The 18,680-nt window shown below is 73.1% G+C and carries 20 protein-coding genes; 15 read left to right on the top strand and 5 right to left on the bottom strand.

Annotated features, from left to right (window positions below; translation table 11 throughout):
- The first annotated feature begins 55 nt into the window (after window positions 1–55).
- The 7 genes from ABZU91_RS19430 (at window position 56) to glmM (ending at window position 5,541) form a co-directional block, all read left to right on the top strand.
- A complete protein-coding gene (locus ABZU91_RS19430; RefSeq protein WP_355242031.1) occupies window positions 56–751 on the top strand; it encodes a methyltransferase domain-containing protein in 696 nt (231 codons plus the stop codon).
- An 83-nt stretch (window positions 752–834) separates the two neighbouring features.
- Window positions 835–1,098 (top strand): DUF6364 family protein, encoded by a 264-nt coding sequence (locus ABZU91_RS19425; RefSeq protein WP_355242029.1) that lies wholly within the window; start codon window positions 835–837, stop codon window positions 1,096–1,098.
- The gene (locus ABZU91_RS19420; RefSeq protein ID WP_355242027.1) at window positions 1,082–1,375 is read left to right on the top strand and encodes a type II toxin-antitoxin system PemK/MazF family toxin; all 294 of its coding nucleotides are present in this window, start codon (window positions 1,082–1,084) and stop codon (window positions 1,373–1,375) included. The genes ABZU91_RS19425 and ABZU91_RS19420 overlap by 17 nt, the downstream gene beginning before the upstream one ends.
- Before the next feature lie 131 nt (window positions 1,376–1,506).
- Window positions 1,507–2,892 carry a nitrate/nitrite transporter gene (locus tag ABZU91_RS19415; RefSeq protein ID WP_355242024.1) on the top strand — a complete coding sequence of 462 codons (1,386 nt, stop codon included), beginning with the start codon at window positions 1,507–1,509 and terminating at the stop codon, window positions 2,890–2,892.
- A gap of 209 nt (window positions 2,893–3,101) precedes the next feature.
- Window positions 3,102–3,545 carry a 50S ribosomal protein L13 gene (gene rplM / locus ABZU91_RS19410; protein WP_053653864.1) on the top strand — a complete coding sequence of 148 codons (444 nt, stop codon included), beginning with the start codon at window positions 3,102–3,104 and terminating at the stop codon, window positions 3,543–3,545.
- A gap of 20 nt (window positions 3,546–3,565) precedes the next feature.
- Complete coding sequence (gene rpsI / locus ABZU91_RS19405) at window positions 3,566–4,066, top strand: 30S ribosomal protein S9 (RefSeq protein WP_355242021.1); 501 nt, start codon at window positions 3,566–3,568, stop codon at window positions 4,064–4,066.
- A gap of 116 nt (window positions 4,067–4,182) precedes the next feature.
- A complete protein-coding gene (gene glmM / locus ABZU91_RS19400; protein WP_355242018.1) occupies window positions 4,183–5,541 on the top strand; it encodes a phosphoglucosamine mutase in 1,359 nt (452 codons plus the stop codon).
- Between the two features lie 77 nt (window positions 5,542–5,618).
- Here the strand turns inward: glmM and ABZU91_RS19395 are convergent, their stop codons facing one another.
- Together ABZU91_RS19395 and ABZU91_RS19390 are read right to left on the bottom strand one after the other, a co-directional pair.
- Window positions 5,619–6,803 (bottom strand): pyridoxal phosphate-dependent aminotransferase, encoded by a 1,185-nt coding sequence (locus ABZU91_RS19395; RefSeq protein WP_355242353.1) that lies wholly within the window; start codon window positions 6,801–6,803, stop codon window positions 5,619–5,621.
- A gap of 46 nt (window positions 6,804–6,849) precedes the next feature.
- On the bottom strand, window positions 6,850–7,833 hold the full coding sequence (locus ABZU91_RS19390; RefSeq protein WP_355242016.1) for an MmpS family transport accessory protein: 984 nt from the start codon (window positions 7,831–7,833) through the stop codon (window positions 6,850–6,852).
- A 239-nt stretch (window positions 7,834–8,072) separates the two neighbouring features.
- Between ABZU91_RS19390 and glmS the strand changes: the two genes are divergently transcribed.
- Window positions 8,073–9,986: a glutamine--fructose-6-phosphate transaminase (isomerizing) gene (glmS, locus tag ABZU91_RS19385; protein WP_355242013.1), complete on the top strand. Its 1,914-nt coding sequence runs from the start codon at window positions 8,073–8,075 to the stop codon at window positions 9,984–9,986.
- A gap of 85 nt (window positions 9,987–10,071) precedes the next feature.
- Here glmS and ABZU91_RS19380 read toward each other — a convergent pair whose 3' ends face one another.
- Together ABZU91_RS19380 and ABZU91_RS19375 are read right to left on the bottom strand one after the other, a co-directional pair.
- Complete coding sequence (locus tag ABZU91_RS19380) at window positions 10,072–11,799, bottom strand: alpha/beta hydrolase (RefSeq protein WP_355242010.1); 1,728 nt, start codon at window positions 11,797–11,799, stop codon at window positions 10,072–10,074.
- A complete protein-coding gene (locus ABZU91_RS19375; RefSeq protein ID WP_355242007.1) occupies window positions 11,796–12,092 on the bottom strand; it encodes a hypothetical protein in 297 nt (98 codons plus the stop codon). Before ABZU91_RS19375 ends, ABZU91_RS19380 begins: the two co-directional genes overlap by 4 nt.
- Before the next feature lie 175 nt (window positions 12,093–12,267).
- Between ABZU91_RS19375 and ABZU91_RS19370 the strand changes: the two genes are divergently transcribed.
- The 6 genes from ABZU91_RS19370 (at window position 12,268) to ung (ending at window position 17,713) form a co-directional block, all read left to right on the top strand.
- Window positions 12,268–12,636 carry a holo-ACP synthase gene (locus ABZU91_RS19370; protein WP_355242005.1) on the top strand — a complete coding sequence of 123 codons (369 nt, stop codon included), beginning with the start codon at window positions 12,268–12,270 and terminating at the stop codon, window positions 12,634–12,636.
- Between the two features lie 55 nt (window positions 12,637–12,691).
- Window positions 12,692–14,161, top strand: a complete 1,470-nt coding sequence (locus ABZU91_RS19365; protein WP_355242002.1) for an NAD(P)H-hydrate dehydratase — start codon at window positions 12,692–12,694, stop codon at window positions 14,159–14,161.
- Window positions 14,162–14,241: 80 nt separating this feature from the next.
- Window positions 14,242–15,360: an alanine racemase gene (gene alr, locus ABZU91_RS19360; RefSeq protein WP_355241999.1), complete on the top strand. Its 1,119-nt coding sequence runs from the start codon at window positions 14,242–14,244 to the stop codon at window positions 15,358–15,360.
- Entirely contained in the window at window positions 15,360–16,463 is a 1,104-nt protein-coding gene (locus ABZU91_RS19355; RefSeq protein ID WP_355241996.1) for an alpha/beta hydrolase, read from the top strand. The genes alr and ABZU91_RS19355 overlap by 1 nt, the downstream gene beginning before the upstream one ends.
- Window positions 16,460–16,942: a tRNA (adenosine(37)-N6)-threonylcarbamoyltransferase complex ATPase subunit type 1 TsaE gene (gene tsaE / locus ABZU91_RS19350; RefSeq protein ID WP_355241993.1), complete on the top strand. Its 483-nt coding sequence runs from the start codon at window positions 16,460–16,462 to the stop codon at window positions 16,940–16,942. Before ABZU91_RS19355 ends, tsaE begins: the two co-directional genes overlap by 4 nt.
- Window positions 16,943–17,011: 69 nt before the next feature.
- On the top strand, window positions 17,012–17,713 hold the full coding sequence (ung, locus tag ABZU91_RS19345; protein WP_355241990.1) for a uracil-DNA glycosylase: 702 nt from the start codon (window positions 17,012–17,014) through the stop codon (window positions 17,711–17,713).
- Between the two features lie 43 nt (window positions 17,714–17,756).
- On the opposite strand, the gene ABZU91_RS19340 is transcribed toward ung, so the two are convergent.
- Window positions 17,757–18,461 carry a helix-turn-helix transcriptional regulator gene (locus tag ABZU91_RS19340; protein ID WP_355241987.1) on the bottom strand — a complete coding sequence of 235 codons (705 nt, stop codon included), beginning with the start codon at window positions 18,459–18,461 and terminating at the stop codon, window positions 17,757–17,759.
- A 6-nt stretch (window positions 18,462–18,467) separates the two neighbouring features.
- On the opposite strand from ABZU91_RS19340, the gene ABZU91_RS19335 reads away from it, so the two are divergent.
- Window positions 18,468–18,680: hypothetical protein (locus ABZU91_RS19335; RefSeq protein ID WP_355241984.1), on the top strand; the 213-nt coding region annotated here is incomplete at its 3' end.

Genomic DNA, 18,680 nt, shown 5'->3' with positions numbered 1-18,680 from the left:
AGCCCGTGTGGCGCTTATAGTGTGGGAAAGTTGTCTCGGATGATGGGAGGGCGTCATGGGCGTGGTGGACGTTTTCGACGCCGTGGCCGGCACCTACGACGAGGCGCGACGGCGGCTGGTGCCGTGCTTCGACGCCTTCTACGGCGCGGCCGTCGAGGTGGCCACGCCACCGCTGCGCGCCGCGCTGGCGGCTGGTCGTACCCCCGAGGTGTTGGACCTGGGCGCGGGTACCGGGCTGCTCTCGCTGCTGCTCGCCGCGGCGGTGCCCGGGGTCCGGCTGACCCTTGTGGACGCCGCGCCGGCGATGCTGGCCCGCGCCACCGCCGAGCTGTCGGCGCGCTCAGTGCCGCACCGGACGGTCCAGGCCGACCTGTCCGACGAGTTGCCCCCCGGCCGGTACGACGCCGTGGTCAGCGCGCTGGCGATCCACCACCTGGACGACTCCGGCAAGCGGGCGCTCTACCGGCGGGCCGCCGCCGCCCTGACGCCCGGTGGGGTGTTCGTCAACGCCGAGCAGGTCGCGGGGCCGACCCCGGCCCTCGACCAGCGCTACGACGAGGTGTGGATGGCGCGGATCGCCGAGCTGGGGGCGTCGCCGCAGGAGATCGCCGGGTCCCGGGAGCGGATGCGCTACGACCTCCCGGCGACCGTCGGCGACCAGTGCCGGTGGCTCGCCGAGTCCGGCCTGGACGACGTCGACTGCTACTTCAAGGAGTGGCGCTTCGCGGTGTTCGGCGGTCGTGCCCGCTGACGATATGGACGTTTCGACGCCGGGGGGCGAGCCGGTCGGCGCGCGGATGACTGGCGGTCATACCGGTGGGTAGTCTCAGCGGCATGACTGCCAAGGTGACGCTCTCGTTCACGGACGAGACGATCGAGGAGGCCCGGCGCTTCGCCAAGCGCGAAGGGCTGTCCCTTTCGGCGTGGATGGACCAGGCGGCCCGGGAGAAGGCGCTGCGCGAGGTCTTCACCGCGCACGCCGCCGCCGTGGGCCGCGCCGGCCTCGACCTGGAGTCCGCCGCCCTCGCCGACGCCCGCGAGGTGGGCATGGTCAACGACCTCTTCCTCGGCGGACCGCCGCGTGCTGCGCAGGGGTGAGGTCTGGCGCATCGAGGGTGCCCGTGAACGCCTCGGCCTGGTGGTCAGCTCGGACGTCTACAACTCCACCGACGTCCCTATCGTGATCGTCGTCGAGGTGGTCGAGGAGTCGCTGCTGCGCGACTCGCCCCTGGCCGTGCCGATGGGCCCGTACGTGGTGATGCCCGACCGGATCTCCTCGCCGATGAAGAAGTGGTTCACCGAGTGCGTGGACGTCGCCGACACCGAGACCATGCTCCGGGTCGGCCGCGCGCTGCGCATCCTCCAGCAGCTCTGACTGCGGGCACCTCACCATCGCCGTCCGGCCGTGGTGCGGTAGCCGTTTCCGGGCCGACCCGGGACGGGCACTGCCAGGTAACTCCGTCTTCCTAGCGTTCCTCCTCGTCACACCGACGAGGAGGAGCCGCCGTGAGCACGCTCACCAGCACCGCAGTCACCGCCGAGCCACCTGCCGTCACCGGCCGCCGGCAGCCGCTTTCCGACTGGCGGCCCGAGGACCCCGACTTCTGGCGTACGACGGGCGCGCCGATCGCCCGCCGCAACCTCTGGGTGTCGATCTTCGCCGAACACGTCGGCTTCTCCGTGTGGAGCCTCTGGTCGGTCACCGTGCTCTTCCTCGGCCCCGCGTACGGCATCGACCCGGCCGGGAAGTTCCTGCTCACCGCCGTGCCGGCCGCGCTGGGCGCGGTGCTGCGGCTGCCGTACACGCTGGCGGTGGCCCGCTTCGGCGGGCGACGCTGGACGACCATCAGCGCTCTCCTGCTGCTGATCCCGACGGTGCCGATGACGGTGCTGCTGGAACCCGGGGTGTCCTACTCCACCCTCATGGTGCTGGCCTGCCTCACCGGCGTCGGTGGCGGCAACTTCGCCTCCTCGATGGCGAACATCAACCTCTTCTACCCCCAGCACCTCAAGGGCCGCGCCCTCGGGCTCAACGCCGGGGGCGGCAACCTGGGCGTACCGGCGGTGCAGCTCGTCGGCCTGGCGGTGCTGGCCACCGCCGGCGCCGCGTACCCCCGACTGGTGCCCGCGGTCTACCTGCCGCTGATCGTGCTGGCCGCGCTGGCGGCGGCCCGCTGGTTGGACACCGTGCCCGGGGCCCGCAACGAGCCGGGAGCGCTGCGCGAGGCCGCCCGGGACCCGCACACCTGGATCATGTCGCTGCTCTACATCGGCACCTTCGGGTCGTTCATCGGGTTCGGCTTCGCCTTCGGTCAGGTCCTCCAGCTCCAGTTCGCCGACCGGTTCCCCACCCCCGTCGACGCCGCCTGGCTGACCTTCCTCGGGCCGCTGATCGGTTCGCTGATCCGGCCGCTGGGCGGGCACTTCGCCGACCGGCTCGGCGGAGCCCGGGTGACCTTCTGGAACTTCGTCGCGATGGCCCTCGGCGCGGGCGCGGTGCTGTACGCGGCCCGCGAGCGCTCGTTCGGGCTCTACCTGGCCGGGTTCCTGGCCCTCTTCGTCTTCTCCGGGGTCGGCAACGGCTCCACGTACAAGATGATCCCGGCGATCTTCCGGGCCCGGGCGGCGGACGCGGTGGCCAACGGCACGCGCGACCCGGAGGACGCCGCGCGGTGGGCGCGACGGATGACCGGCGCGTTGATCGGGATCGCCGGCGCGATCGGCGCCTCCGGTGGGGTACTGGTCAACATCGCCTTCCGCCAGTCGTTCCTCAGCTCCGGCAACGCGGACGCCGCCTACCTGGCGTTCATCGGCTGGTACGCGATGTGCTTCGCGGTGACCTGGGTCGCCTACCGTCGCCCGGGGTCGTTCAACCGGCTCGCCGGCGTGTGAGCTGGGTCATGCCCGGCGCGCCCGAGTGCGGCGGCAGACCCCCGTTTTGACCTGCCGATGGGGCGCCGGGTATCGTTGCCTGCTGTTGTACGACATCCAGAGGCGTGCCCTATCAGGTACGCTTGGTCGTTCGTGCGCGCTGGTCCGGCCTGCTAGATCTGGTCACCTCGGCGCGCGACCCCAGACCGACGACGAGACAAGGTAGACCTGTGCGTACGTACAGCCCGAAGCCGGGTGAGATCGAGCGTCAGTGGCACGTCATCGACGCCTCTGATGTCGTGCTGGGCCGCCTGGCCACCCACGCCGCCACGTTGCTGCGTGGTAAGCACAAGCCGACTTTCGCGCCGCACGTCGACACGGGCGACTTCGTCGTCATCGTGAACGCGGGCAAGGTCGCGCTGACCGGCAACAAGCGCCAGACCAAGGTCGCTTACCGCCACTCGGGTTACCCGGGTGGTCTCAAGCAGATCGGCTACGACGAGCTGCTGACCAAGCGTCCCGAGCGGGCCATCGAGCTGGCTGTGAAGGGGATGCTCCCGCACAACAAGCTCGGCCGTCAGCTGATCAAGAAGCTGAAGGTCTACGCCGGTGCCGAGCACCCGCACCTCGCGCAGCAGCCGGTGCCGTTCGAGATCAAGCAGATCGCGCAGTGAGCGCGGGCGAAGGAAGCAGCATGACCGACATCATCGAGACCGAGGTCGCCCCGGAAGCGCCTGAGGCCCCTGAGGCCACCGAGGCCCCTGAGGCCACCGAGGCACCGGCGCCCGTTGCCCGCGCGCCTCGTGGTGACCGGCCGATCCAGACCGTGGGCCGCCGCAAGGAGGCCATCGTCCGGGTCCGCATCGTCCCCGGCACCGGCAAGATCACCTGCAACGGCCAGGACCTCGAGGCCTACTTCCCGAGCAAGGTGCACCAGCAGCTCATCAAGGAACCGCTGGTCACCGCCGAGAAGCTCGAGCAGTTCGACGTCATCGCCAACCTGCGTGGCGGCGGCACCACCGGCCAGGCCGGTGCGCTGCGGCTGGGCATCGCCCGCGCGCTGATCATCAACGAGCCGGACGACCGCCCGGCCCTCAAGAAGGCCGGCTTCCTCACCCGTGACGCCCGGGTCAAGGAGAGCAAGAAGTACGGCCTCAAGAAGGCCCGCAAGGCTCCCCAGTACTCGAAGCGCTGATCTTTCCCAGCGCGTTGTACTTCTGACGGACGGCCGGTCCGCCTCCCCCGACCGGGGAGGTGGGCCGGCCGTTCCGCTTTCTCCTCATCGCAGTTGCTCATCGGAGGTTGGCGGGTATGGGTCGGTTGTTCGGCACGGACGGCGTACGCGGGCGGGCGAACGCGGATCTCACCCCTGAGTTGGCGCTCGCGCTCGCCGTGGCCGCCGCGCACACGCTCGCCGAGACGGACCGCAGTCACCCGCCACTCGCCGTCGTCGGCCGGGACACCCGGGCCAGCGGCGAAATGCTGGAAGCCGCCGTCGTGGCCGGGCTGACCAGCGCCGGCGCGAACGTGGTGCGCGTCGGGGTGCTGCCCACCCCGGCGGTGGCGTTCCTCACCGCGGAGGCGAAGGCCGATCTGGGCGTCGTGCTCTCCGCGTCGCACAACCCGATGCCGGACAACGGCATCAAGCTCTTCGCCGCCGGTGGTCACAAGCTCCCCGACGAGATCGAGATGAAGATCGAGGCCGCGGTGGAGGCGAACGCCATCACCGCCTGGGACCGCCCGATCGGTGCCGGCGTCGGCCGGGTGCACGACCTGCTCGACGGCGCTGACCACTACGTGCAGCACCTGGTCGGCGCACTGCCGCACCGGCTGGAAGGGATCAAGGTCGTCGTCGACTGCGCCAACGGCGCGGCGAGTGAGGTGGCCCCGGTCGCCTACCGGGAGGCTGGCGCCGAGGTCGTCGCGATCCACGCCGAGCCCGATGGCCTGAACATCAACGACGACTGTGGCTCCAACCACATCGAGGCCCTGCGTGAGGCCGTGGTGCAGCACGGCGCCCACCTGGGCATCGCCCACGACGGCGACGCCGACCGGATCGTGGCGGTCAGCGCCGACGGCGGCGAGGTCGACGGCGACCAGGTCATGGCGATCCTCGCGCTGGCCATGCGGGAGGCCGGCACCCTCACCCAGGACACCCTGGTGGCGACCGTGATGAGCAACCTCGGTCTGCGCCTGGCGATGTCCGCGCAGGGCATCCGGCTGGTCGAGACCAAGGTTGGTGACCGGTACGTGCTGGAGGAGCTGCGCGCCTCCGGTCTGGCGCTCGGCGGCGAGCAGAGCGGCCACATCGTCATGCCCGCCCACGCCACCACCGGCGACGGGGTGCTCACCGGTCTGCACCTGATGGCCCGGATGGCCGCCACCGGCCAGTCGCTCGCCGAGCTGGCCTCGGTGGTCACCAAGCTGCCGCAGGTGTTGATCAACGTTCCGGTCGGTGACCGGACCGTCGGGGCCAACGCGCCGGCCGTCCGCGCCGAGGTCGAGCGTGCCGAGGCGGAGCTGGGAGAGACCGGGCGGGTGCTGCTGCGCCCGTCGGGCACCGAGCTCCTGGTCCGGGTGATGGTCGAGGCCGCCACCGAGGCGACCGCCCGCGAGGTCGCCGAGCGGATCGCCGCCCTGGTGCGTACGGCCAGCCCCGCCACGTCGTAGTCGACCGCTCAGCAGACCCGCCGGGTCGTTGACCGTCTGCGCGCCGTGCCGGCCGGAAGCCCGGCCAGCACGGCGCGTCAGCGGGTCAGGGCGCGCAGCCGGGTGACCGCCTCGGCCAGCACCTCCGGGCGCTTGCAGAACGCGAACCGGACCAGTCGCCGGCCAGCCTCGACGTCGTCGTAGAACACCTGGGTGGGCACCGCCACGACGCCGCAGCGCTCCGGCAGCGACCGGCAGAACTCCATCCCGTCGGTGCCGCCGAGGGCGCTGACGTCGGCGGTGACGAAGTACGTGCCCTCCGGTGTCAGCACATCGAATCCCGCGTCGACGAGGCCACCCATGAGCTGGTCGCGGCGCTGCTGGAGTCCGTCGCGGAAACCCGTGTAGTACTCGTCGGGCAGGGCCAGCGCCACGGCGACCGCCGGTTGCAGCGGCGCGGCGTTGACATAGGTGAGGAACTGCTTCACCCGCAGCACCGCCGAGACCAACGCCGCCGGGCCGCTCACCCAGCCGATCTTCCAGCCGGTGCAGGAGAACGTCTTGCCGGCCGACGAGATGCGCAGCGTCCGCTCCCGCATTCCGGGCAGCGTCGCCAGCGGCACGTGAGGGCTGGACGCGTCGGTGAACACCAGGTGCTCGTACACCTCGTCGGTGACCGCGTACGCGTCGTACTCCTGGCACAGCTCGGCCACCAACGCCAGCTCGGCCGGCGTGAACACCTTGCCGGTCGGGTTGTGCGGCGAGTTGAGCAGCACCAGTCGCGTACGCGGCCCGAACGCCGCCCGCAGCGCCGCCGGATCGAAGGCGTACCGGCCGTCCGCGCCGGGACGCAACGTGACCGGCCGCCGGACCGCGCCGGCCAGCGCGATCGAGGCGGCGTACGAGTCGTAGTACGGCTCGAAGCACACCACCTCGTCGCCCGCTTCGCACAGCGCGAGGATGCTGGCCGCCACCGCCTCGGTCGCACCCGCCGTAATCACGATCTCGCCGTCCGGGTCGTACGCCAGGTCGTAGAACCGGCGCTGGTGCGCCGCGACGGCCGCGCGCAGAGCGGGAATGCCCGGACCGGGCGGGTACTGGTTCTGCCCGCCGCGCAGCGCCTCGGCGGCGGCGGCCAGCATCTCCGGCGGGCCATCGGTGTCCGGGAAGCCCTGGCCGAGGTTGACCGCGCCGGTCCGCACGGCGAGCGCGGACATCTCGGCGAAGATCGTCGTGCCGAACGGCCGCATCCGGGCCACCAGTGGGTCGACATCGGTGCTCATCGTCACCTGCGCCAGCCTACGGTCACCCGCTGATCCGACTCCAGTCTCACTCGGGCTCGCATCTGGCCCCGTACCAGCTCTCGCTCTCGTAGGCCACTGGTTGGCCGGCGCCGGTGATCGTGACGGTGCAACCGAGAGGCCCGGGATCGTCGATGCCGGGCCAGTCGGCCTCGACCATGACCCTGCTCTTGCCGTTGGTGCGGATGGTCATGCGCCAGGGCAGTTTCGCGCCGTCGACGTGGATGAGATCGCTCTCGGCGTCGAAGTACGCGATGTCGGCTCTGCCGACTCCGGTGACCTCGTAGACCACCGTCACCGGCGCGGGCCCCGAGGTCGGGCGGGTGATCGGCTTCTTGGTGGGCCCCGCGGTGGTGGTGTCCGGAACGGGAGAGCTGGGTGGGCTGGGTTCCGGCGCCATGCTCGGCGGCCAGGTGTCGTCGCCGAACGGGTCGTTGTCGTACGGGTCCTCGGCGACCGAATCCGGGACCAGTTGGCCGAGCAGGGGTCCGGCCACACACACGCAGCCGCAGCCGAGGAGGGCGAGAGCCGCGACGACCGCGACGACGATCCCGACCACCCGACCGCTTCCGCCACCGGGACTCTTGGCCGGCGGATAGCCGGGATAGAGATAGGGGGGCGGGTAGCCGGGCGGCGGGTAGCCCGGCGGTGGGTAGCCCGGTGCCGGGTAGCCCGACGGCGGATAGCCGGCCGCAGGGTGCTCCGGCGGCGGGGGTGGTGGCCAGGGGCCGGCTGCGGCGGGATCGGGCGTCCACTGGGTGCCGGTGGCGTCGGGTGTCCACGCGGACGAGGGCGGGGACGCCCAGGGCGCCGGGGGTGCCCAGGGCTGGCCCGGCGCCAGCGGACCCGGCGTCGGGAAGGCGTCCGGCGCGGCCCAGCCGGGCGTCGGCTCCGGCGGCGTCTGCCCGCGCGTCGGATCCGACGGCGCTTGCCCGGCCGTCGGATCCGACGGCGTCGGGGTGGGGTCGGGTGATGGCGTCGAAGACGGATCGGGCGGCGGCGCGTCGGACATGGCTGCTCCGGGCGGGAGTGGGTAAGGGGTCAACGAGCCAGGGCAGCGCGCGCCGAGCCCGCCGGCAGACTGTCGTACGCGCCGGCGGTCCCGCAACCCCGTCCGGTCGGTGGCGCGGTGAGCAGGCTCGTGACACTCGTCCCATTGCGGCCCGACAACCACCGATCGCTCAAATCCGGTGCTTGTTTAGCCGTCTTTCGAGCACCCATGATGAGCGAAACTGGGTTAGGCTGCGGGCCATGTGTGGAATCGTGGGATACGCCGGTGCGCGCCCGGCACTGAGCATCGTGCTCGACGGGCTGCGTCGGCTGGAATACCGGGGTTACGACTCGGCGGGCGTCGCCATCGTCTGTGACGGCCAGCTGCTGACCGAGAAGAAGGCCGGCAAGCTCGCCAACCTGGAGAAGGTGCTCTCCGAGCGTGCCGCCGACGACCCGACCTCCTGCGCGGCCAGTCCGATCGGCATCGGTGACGGCACCACCGGCATCGGCCACACCCGGTGGGCCACCCACGGTGGACCGACCGACCGCAACGCCCACCCGCACCTCGCCCCCGACGGCCGCGTTGCGGTGATCCACAACGGCATCATCGAGAACTTCGCCAGGCTCCGTGCCGAGCTGGAGGCCGACGGCGTCCAGTTCACCAGCGACACCGACACCGAGTGCGCCGCGCACCTGCTCTCCGCCGCGCTGGCCGACCTGCGCGCCGCCGGCCAACCGGACAGCCCGCAGCTGCTCGCCGCCGGCATGCGCGTCGTGTGCCAGCGGCTGGAGGGCGCGTTCACCCTGCTCGCGGTCGACGCCAGCGTGCCCGGTGCGGTCGTCGGCGCCCGGCGCAACTCGCCGCTGGTCGTCGGCCGGGGTGACGGCGAGAACTACCTGGCCAGCGACGTGGCCGCGTTCATCGAGCACACCCGCGAGGCGGTGGAGCTGGGTCAGGACCAGATCGTCCTGATCACCGGCGACAGCATCGAGATCACCGACTTCGACGGTCAGCCCGCCAGCGGCAAGGACTTCCACATCGACTGGGACTCGTCGGCCGCCGAGAAGGGCGGTTACGACTGGTTCATGCTCAAGGAGATCGAGGAGCAGCCCCAGGCCATCGCCGACACCCTGCTCGGCCGGCTCACCGAGAGCGGCGAGATCGCCCTGGACGAGGTCCGCCTCAGCGACCAGGATCTGCGCGACGTCGACAAGATCTTCATCGTGGCCTGCGGCACGGCGTACCACGCCGGCATGGTCGCCAAGTACGCCATCGAGCACTGGACCCGGATCCCCTGCGAGGTGGAGCTGGCCAGCGAGTTCCGCTACCGCGACCCGGTCCTCGACCGGTCCACGTTGATCGTGGTGATCTCGCAGTCCGGCGAGACGATGGACACCCTGATGGCACTGCGCCACGCCAAGGAGCAGAAGGCCCGGGTGCTGGCGATCTGCAACACCAACGGCTCGACCATCCCCCGTGAGTCGGACGCCGTGCTCTACACCCACGGCGGGCCGGAGATCGCCGTCGCCTCCACCAAGGCGTTCCTCACCCAGGTCGTCGCCTGCTACCTGATCGGCCTGCACCTGGCCCAGGTACGCGGCATCAAGTTCGCCGACGAGGTGGGCGCGGTGGTCGCGCAGTTGCAGGAGATCCCCGGCAAGCTGCGCGAGCTGCTCGACCGGATCGATCCCGTCCGTGAGCTGGCCCGGGAGCTGAAGTCCGAGCCGACGGTGCTGTTCATCGGCCGGCACGTCGGCTACCCGGTGGCCCTGGAGGGCGCGCTCAAGCTCAAGGAGCTGGCGTACATGCACGCCGAGGGCTTCGCCGCCGGTGAGCTGAAGCACGGCCCGATCGCCCTGATCGACAAGGGCACCCCGGTGATCTGCGTGGTGCCCTCCCCGGTGGGCCGGGGCATGCTGCACGACAAGGTCGTCTCCAACATCCAGGAGGTCCGGGCGCGCGGCGCGCGGACCATCGTGATCGCCGAGGAGGGCGACGAGGCCGTCGTCCGGTACGCCGACCACCTGATCTACGTGCCGCGTACGCCCACCCTGCTGGCCCCGCTCGTCACCACGGTGCCGCTCCAGGTCTTCGCCGCCGAGATCGCCGCCGCCCGGGGGCACGACGTGGACCAGCCCCGCAACCTGGCCAAGTCGGTCACCGTCGAGTAGCCGCCTCCCACGTCCGGAGCCCCGGCGCGCCGCACCCGCGGTGGCCGGGGCTCCGTCGTCCGTACCCGTCCCGGGACCGGAGCCGTCACCGGCCCAGCACGACGCGGGCCATCCCGTCCAGCGCCGGATTGTCCGGCTCCCAGTAGCCGGCATGCCCGCCCCGCCCGCTGGAGAACACCCGGCCGCCGAACCCGGCATCCGCCGGATCGTGGCCGAACCACAGCTCGTGGCCGGTCCGATCCGGCCAGCCCAGTACCGCGGCGAGCGGAGCGGCGCCGAGCACGGCCGGGCGGACCAGCTCGTCCACCGGCCGGGCCAGGCGGATCACGTCGTCGGGGGCACTGCTGGCCCACACCTGTCCGGCCGGAATGCCCAGCTCGTCGGCGTGCGCCACGCCCACCCCGGGGGAGCCGACGAACATCAGCGCGTCGGCCGCCAACCCGTGCTCGCGGGCGGCCATGCCCACCACCAGCGACCCGTAGCTGTGCCCGAGCACCGTCTGCCGGGCCGGCGGCCCCTCGTGGGTGGCGCGCAGCCCCTCCTGGAAACGGTGCAGCGCCGGGCCGGCGTCCCGGGCCTGGCTGGCCGACGCCGCCTCGGTCAGGAAGTCCGGTGCGTCGTAGTCCAGCCACAGCACGGCCGCGCTGCGCTCACCCGGCACGAGCGCCGCGCAGCGCTCCAGCACCCGGGCGGCCCGACCCAGCTCGCCAGGGGCGTCGTCCAGCCCAGCGGTCATCCCCGGCACATACGTCAGCACCTGATCGGCGTGGTCGGGGTCGTCGAGCGCCACCACCACCCGCCCCTCACCGGTCGGGTCCAACCCCAGCAGGTACGCCCGCGGCGCCCCGCCGGCCAGTCGCTCGGTGAGCGCGTCCAGGCCGGCCAGCCGACCCGCGACCGCGCGCAGTCGTACCGATTCGAGCGGCCCCGGCGGCACGCGGGCCAGCAACCGCCGCCGCTCGATGAGCAACTCCTCGCGCCGCGCGCCGAGCAGCAGGCGGTTGGCCTGGTCGCGGGCTGCCACCGGTACCCCGTCCAGACCACCGACCAGCGCCGGCTCGTGGCCGACCAGCCACCGCCGCTGGGCCGGAGTCAGCCCGGACCACCAGGCGCGCACCACCGGTGGCGACGCACCGGCGGCTGGTCGGCCGGGCGGTGGCGGGGACGCCCACCCGGTGCCGGCGGAACGGGTCAGCTCGGCCAGCCGGTCGGCGGCGGCCCGGTCCGCCGCGTCCGCCCGCCCGATCGCCGTGCGCAGAGCCGCCGCCACTCCCGCCGCCGCGATACCGGCCGCCGCGCCCGCACCCACGCCGGCCGCCGACGCCGTCGCCGCGCCGGCCAGCGCGCCTCCGGCCGCCCCGCCGTTTCCCGCCCCGGCCGGTGCCCCGACGCCCGCCCCCGATCCCGGCGCTGACGAGCCGGGTGCCGGCACGCCGGCGGACGCGGGTTGCGCCGAATCCATCCGCACATCGCCGTTGCGGTCCACCGCCAAGCCGGCCGCCTCGGCCCGGGTGACCGCCTCCGCCAGCTGGGCCTTCGCCACGGTGAGCTGCCGGGCCAGCTCGGCCAGCGCCTGGTCCGCCTCGATCAGCGCCGGTGCCACCGAGGTCAGCTCGTCGCGGAGACCGCCGAGCCGGCCGTCGGCCGCCGTGGCGGCCACCCCGGACCAGCCACCCCGCAGCCGCCCGGCGGCCCCGGCCAGCTCACCGGCGTACCGGTCGACCGGCCCGGTCAACCCGGCCCAGGCGGTGCCGGCCGCCCGCCAACCTGCCGGATCGGCGGCCCAGAGCTGCCGATAGCCGACCCCGCTCACCGGGGCACGGCGGCGAAGCGGCCCGCCGCCCGGTCGTCCACCGTCTCGTACGCCTCGGCCGCCGCACGGACCCCACCGGCGGTCGCCGCCACGTCCGCGCCCAGTCGGCAGAACCAGGCGTGCCCGGCCGCCTCCAGCCCGGCCAGCGCCACGGCCGACCGCCAGCCCGGTGCCGGCACCAGCAGCCCCGGGACCCGCGCCAGACCCGCCGCCAACCGGTACGCCTCGTCGTCGAGCGCGCGGGCCACAGCGCGCAGCTCCTGCGGCCGGACGTCGAACGGCTCCTCGGCCATGACCCACCCCCGTGCTCGATCGGCAACCGACGCGCTGAACGCTAGGGGGCTCCGAACCGTCCCGGAATGCCCTGTGGACGCACCGGCCGCGGCCGTACCCCGGTGTGTCCACAGGCGTTGCCCACGGCGGGCCCGACGGCTAATCTGCCGCCCCGACCGCCGGTAGGGTGATCAGGTGATCGTCGCTGTCGGCCTCGACGTCGTCCTGGTGGACCGGTTCACCCGGTCACTGGGGCGGACGCCGCTGCTCGCCGACCGGCTCTTCACCGCGCCGGAGCGGATCACCCGCTCCGGCGGTCCGCGCTCGCCGGAGTCGCTCGCCGCCCGCTTCGCGGCGAAGGAGGCTGTCGCCAAGGCGCTCGGCGCTCCGGCCGGCCTGCGGTGGCACGACTGCGAGATCGTGCCCGACGAGGACGGGCGGCCCTGGCTGAGCGTCTCGGGGACCGTCGCGGCGGTGGCCGCCGAGCGTGGGATCAACCACTGGCACCTCTCGCTGTCACACGACGGCGGGATCGCGTCGGCGATGGTGGTCGCGGAACGGTGACCTCGGCCGGGTGGGCCGCGTCGGCCGACCCGCGGAACGGATGGGACACGGTGACATGAGACCGGTGTGGCGGGTGGCTGACGTACGGGCGGCCGAGGCGGGACTGATGGGCACGCTGCCGGAGGGCACGCTGATGCAGCGGGCCGCGGCCGGGCTGGCCCGACGGGCCGCGCTGCTGCTGGCCGAGCGCGGCGGCGTGTACGGCGGCCGGGTGCTGCTGCTCGTCGGCTCCGGCGACAACGGCGGCGACGCGCTCTACGCCGGCGAGCGGCTGGCCCGCCGGGGAGTCGAGGTGTCCGCCCTGCTGCTCACTCCGGGACGGGCGCACGTCGCGGGACTGGCCGCGTTGCGGGCCGCTGGCGGCCGGTTGGTCGACCGCCCCGCCGGTCCCGTCGACCTGGTCCTCGACGGCATCGTCGGTATCGGCGGCGCAGGTGGGTTGCGCGCGAACGCGGACGAGATCGCCCAGCGGCTGAGCGACCTGCGCGGGCGCGACGGCCAGCGGGCCACCGTCCTGGCCGTGGACGTGCCGAGCGGAGTGGCGGTGGACACCGGGCACGTGCCACTGGGCGCGTCCGGCCGACCTGTCGCCGTCCGCGCCGACGTGACCGTCGCCTTCGGTGCGCTCAAGCCCGCCCTCGTGGTCGGCCCGGCCACCGCGCTGGCCGGGCAGGTGGAGCTGGTCGACATCGGGCTGCGGCCCTGGCTGCGGGGCACCCCCGCGCTGAACGTCACCGAGTGGTCCGACCTTCAGCGGTGGTGGCCCGAGCTGGGTGCCGCGTCGGAGAAGTACACCCGGGGTGTGGTGGGGGTGGCGACCGGCTCGGCGACGTACCCGGGCGCGGCGGTGCTCTCCGTCGGCGGGGCGCTGGCCGGGCCGACCGGCCTGGTCCGGTACGCCGGTGGGGCTCGTGCCGAGGTGCTGCACCAGCACCCCTCGGTGATCGCCACGCCGCGGGTGGCCGACGCCGGCCGTGTGCAGGCGTGGGTGTGCGGCTCGGGGTTGGGCACCGGCGACGACGCGGCGGCCGAGTTGCGGGCCGTCCTGGCGACCTCGGTGCCGGTGGTCCTCGACGCGGACGCGCTGACCCTGCTGGTGGACGGCTCACTCGCCGACCGGCTGCGCGGCCGGGACGCCCCGATCGTCGTCACGCCCCACGACCGGGAGTTCACCCGGCTGTGCGGGGAGGAGCCCGGCGCCGACCGGGTCGGGTCGGCGCTGCGACTGGCCGCCTGGATGAACGCGGTCGTGCTGCTCAAGGGGGACCGCACGGTGATCGGCACGCCGGACGGCCGGGCGTACGTCAACCCGACCGGCACCCCGGCGCTGGCCACCGGCGGCACCGGCGACGTGCTGGCCGGGCTGCTCGGCTCGCTGCTGGCGGCCGGGGTGCCGGCGGACCGGGCGGCCGCCGGGGCCGCGTACCTGCACGGGCTGGCCGGTCGGGAGGCGGCCCGCGGCGGCCCGGTGACCGCGCCCGACGTGGTGACCGCGCTGCGCCCGGTCATCGCCAGGGTGGGCTGATCGTCCCGTCCTTATCCGGTCGGTGTGCCGGGCCGTGCGTCGCCGCCCACGGTGATCAGGCTGGAAAGTAGGCTGGGCGCATGTGGCAGGCCGAGGTACGCGTCGATCTAGACGCCATCCGCGAGAACGTGAGCCGACTGCGCGCCGGCACGACCGCCGAGCTGATGGCGGTGGTGAAGGCCGACGGGTACGGCCACGGCATGCTCCCGGCCGCCCGGGCCGCGCTGGACGCGGGGGCCGACTGGCTCGGCGTCTGCACCCTCGACGAGGCGCTCACGCTGCGTCGGGCCGGGATCACCGCGCCGGTGCTGGCGTGGCTGCTCGCGCCCGGCCTGCCGCTGCACGAGGGGGTCGGCGCGGGAGTGGATCTCGCCGCCGCCAGCCTCTCGCAGCTCGACGAGATGGTCGCGGCGAGTCAACGTGCCGGCCGCCCCGCCCGGCTGCACCTGAAGATCGACACCGGGCTGTCCCGGGGCGGTGCCACCGTCGCCGACTGGCCGGCCCTGCTCGACGCCGCCGCCAAGGCCCAGGCGGACGGCCTGATCGAGGTGGTCGGCGTCTGGAGCCACTTCGTGTACGCCGACATGCCCGGTCACCCGACCACCGACCGGCAGCTCGCCGTCTTCCACGAGGGACTGGCCATGGTCGAGCGGGCCGGGCTGCGCCCCCGCTGGCGACACCTGGCCAACTCGGCGGCCACCCTGACCCGCCCCGACACGCACTTCGACCTGGTCCGTCCCGGGCTGGCCATCTACGGCCTGTCGCCGGTGGCCGGCGAGACGTACGGGCTGCGACCGGCGATGACCGCCCGCGCCCGGGTGATGCTCACCAAACGGGTACCCGCCGGCACCGGCGTCTCCTACGGCCACACCTACACCACACAGTCCGACGCCAATCTCGCCGTGGTGCCGCTCGGGTACGCCGACGGTGTGCCCCGACACGCGTCCAACAGCGGCCCGGTGCAGCTCGCCGGCGCACGGCGCACGATCGCCGGACGTGTCTGCATGGACCAGTTCGTGCTCGACTGCGGCGACGACCCGGTGGCCGACGGCGACGTGGCGACCCTGTTCGGCAGTGGCGCCGACGGCGAGCCGACGGCCGACGACTGGGCCGAGGCGGTCGGCACGATCAACTACGAGATCGTCACCCGGTTCGGTGGCACGCGGGTGCCGCGCGTCTACGACGGTGAGCGCCCCTGATGGCGTACCGCATCCCGCGCCCGCGGACCGCGGCCGGCCGCGTCGCCGGCCTGGTCGGTGCCGCGGTCGGGGTGGCGGCGGCCGGTCTGGCCGCCGGCGTCGCGACCGAACGCACCCTGGTCCGCCGGCTGAAGACCGACCTGACCGATCGGTACGCGCAGGAGACGTTCGGCGAGGAGCGGTACGACGAGGCGTTCCGACTGGAGCTGCCGGACGGCACCGACATCCACGTCGAGGTGGTCGAGCCGACCCGCCCGGTGCGGGGACACCCGACGGTGGTGCTGGTGCACGGCTTCTGCCTGGACATGGGCACCTTCCACTTCCAGCGCAAGATGCTCGCCGCGCGCGGTGACTACCGGATCGTGGCGTACGACCAGCCCGGTCACGGCCAGTCCGGCCGCTTGGAGACCGGTGAGTACGATCTGGCCGTGCTCGGCCGGACTCTGCGCCAGGTGATCGATCGGGTCGCCCCGGAGGGGCCACTGGTGCTGGTCGGTCACTCGATGGGCGGCATGACCATCATGGCGTTCGCCGAGCTGTTCCCGGAGCTGTTCGGTGACCGGGTGGTGGGCACCGTGCTCATGGCCACGTCGGGCGGGCTCGTCGCGGAGACCAAGCTCGTGGCTCCGGCGCTGCTGGGCCGGGTCGGTGGCCCGGTGCTGTACATGGTCAGCAACGCCACCCGGTACGGCGGCCCGGTGATCGACAAGGCCCGCAAGTCGACGTCGAACGTGGCCTGGCTGCTGACCCGCAAGTACGGCTTCGGCACCCGCAAGCCCAGCTCTCGGCTGGTGTCCTACGTGGAGACCATGAATTCCCGGACCTCGGCCGACACGGTGACCCGCTACCTGCGGACGCTCGCCACGCACTCGCGCTTCCCGGCGCTGGCGGCGTTGGCGAACGCGCCGGTGCTGGTGGTCGTCGGCGACAAGGACATGATCACGCCGGTGACCCACTCCGAGGAGATCGTCCGGCGGCTGCCGCACGCCGAGTTCATCAAGATCAAAGACAGTGGTCACGTGGTGATGCTGGAGCACGCCGACGAGGTCAACGCCGCGCTGGAGCGGTTCCTCGAGTCACTGCAGAGCATGGAGGACCGGTGAGTTTCGTCGTCAAACTGTCGACCGTCGAGGACACTCGGGAGTTCGGCCGCCGGCTGGCCGGGCTGCTGCGGGCCGGTGACCTGGTGCTGTTGACGGGCCCGCTGGGCGCCGGCAAGACCGCGCTCACCCAGGGCATCGGCACCGGGCTCAACGTCCTCGGTGACGTGACCTCGCCGACGTTCGTGATCGCCCGCGTGCACCGGCCCGACCCGGCCCGAGGCGGCCGGGTGGCACTCGTGCACGCCGACGCGTACCGGCTGGGCGCCGCCAGCGACCCGCGCGCCGAGATCGACGACCTGGACCTGGACGCCTCGGTGGACGAGTCGGTGACCGTGGTCGAGTGGGGCGAGGGCCTGGTCGAGCAGTTGGTCGACGCGCACCTGCGGGTCCGCATCGACCGCCGCGACGACGACACCCGGGTCGTCGAGCTGGATCCGGTCGGTGGCGACTGGGCACGGCGGCTGGCCGATCTGGGTTAGGTCGGCGCGGCGCTGTCGGACCTGGTGCCTAGAGTGCGGGGGACCGACCCGCGCTGGAAGAGGTTCCTGATGTCCGACGATGCCCCCGCCCTGGATCTGCTGGCGCTGCTGCCGGAGCAGTGGCGTGCCGTGCTCACCCCGCACCTCGATCCGGCCCGTACTGCCGCGCTGGCCGAGTTCGTCGCCCGGGAGTACGCGACGCAGACCGTCTTCCCGCCGGTGGAGGATCTCTTCTCGGCGTACCGGCTCTGCCCGCCGGAGGCCACGCGGGTGCTCATCCTCGGTCAGGACCCCTACCACCGGGCCGGGCAGGCGCACGGGTTGAGCTTCAGCGTCCGCGAGGGTGTGTCGGTGCCTCCGTCGCTGCGCAACGTCTTCAAGGAGTTGGGCGAGGACGTGGGCGTGCCCAAGCCGCGCAGCGGCAACCTCGACGGCTGGGCAGCGCAGGGTGTGCTGCTGCTCAACGCGGTGCTGACCGTGCGTCAGGCCACCCCCGGATCGCATGCCAACTCGGGCTGGGAGGAGTTCACCGACGCCACCATCCGGGCGCTGGACGCTCTGCCGGACCGGGTGGTCTTCCTCCTCTGGGGCAGTTACGCCCGCAAGAAGGCGGGCCTGGTCACCAACCCACGGCATGTCGTCCTGGAGGCCGGCCACCCGAGCCCGATGAACCCGCGCGGCTTCCTCGGCAGTCGCCCGTTCAGCGCGGCCAACAAGGCCCTCGCCGACGCCGGCCGACCCACCGTCGACTGGGAGCGCACCGCCGGCTGACTCTGGCCCGCACCGCCGCTTGGCCCCGGCCCGCATCGCCGGGTCAGTCCCCGGTGGCGCGGCGCCGGTCCCGGTAGCGGCGCAGCAGGTCGGCGGCCCGCGGCTCGGTCAGCTCCAGTTCGACCAGCGGCACCACCCGGTAGTCCCGCCCGCCGTGGCGCACCTCGACCGTCTCGGGCAACTCGTCGCACATGGTCGCCCTGATCTCGCCGTACAGGGTCGACCAGCGGTGCTCGCCCGGCTCCTCCGGCTCCAACCACACGCCACCGAACTCTTCCCAGCGGGCGTTCCAGCGCTGACCGTAGTGCGCCGCCAGCCACGCGGTGAACCGCTTCGAGTCCTCCCAGCGCAGGGCGATCTCCACGGCGTCGACCGGCACGGGCGCGCCCTGCAACACGGCCGCCGTGCCGCCGGTCAGTGCCTGGGGGAAGTCCTTGAGCGCGTCCATCATCCGATCCAGTCCCAGATCGTCGATGCGCTCGGCGATCGGCCGGGCCGCCAGTTCGTCGATGCGGGCGTCGAGGTGCGCGTCCAGCGGCTCGACCCCGACCACCAACTGCACGTCCATCGCGGCGAACAACCGCTCCAGCACCGGGATGCTCGGCGAGCGCTCGCCGCGTTCGATCCGGGCCACCGCCGTCTGGCTGACCTCGGCGAGCCCGGCGAGCTGACGCTGGCTCAGCTCGCGTCGTTGACGTTGGTGCCGTAGCGCGGCGCCGAGCAGATTGCCGAGGTGAGTCGATGGCATCCCGGCATGCTGGCTCAGATCACGGCGTTTCCGACAGCCCTGCGGCGGATTGGCGACTCGCCGCGATCCGCGCCGAGATCAGCGTGGGTTCGTGCCTCCGGCTGGTCGGCGGCGGTCGCTGCGGCCGAGCCACCCACCGCGGCCACGGTGCGGTACTGGCGGTCGGCAGTGTCCCGGGCCCTCGGCAGCTGCGCCCACGGGCCGGTGCATCTCAACATC

It is taken from the genome of Micromonospora sp. NPDC005174 (assembly GCF_040608495.1).
GTDB lineage: Bacteria > Actinomycetota > Actinomycetes > Mycobacteriales > Micromonosporaceae > Micromonospora.
Note: the sequence above shows the minus strand (reverse complement) of the source record. Positions and strands in the feature narration are given on the sequence as shown.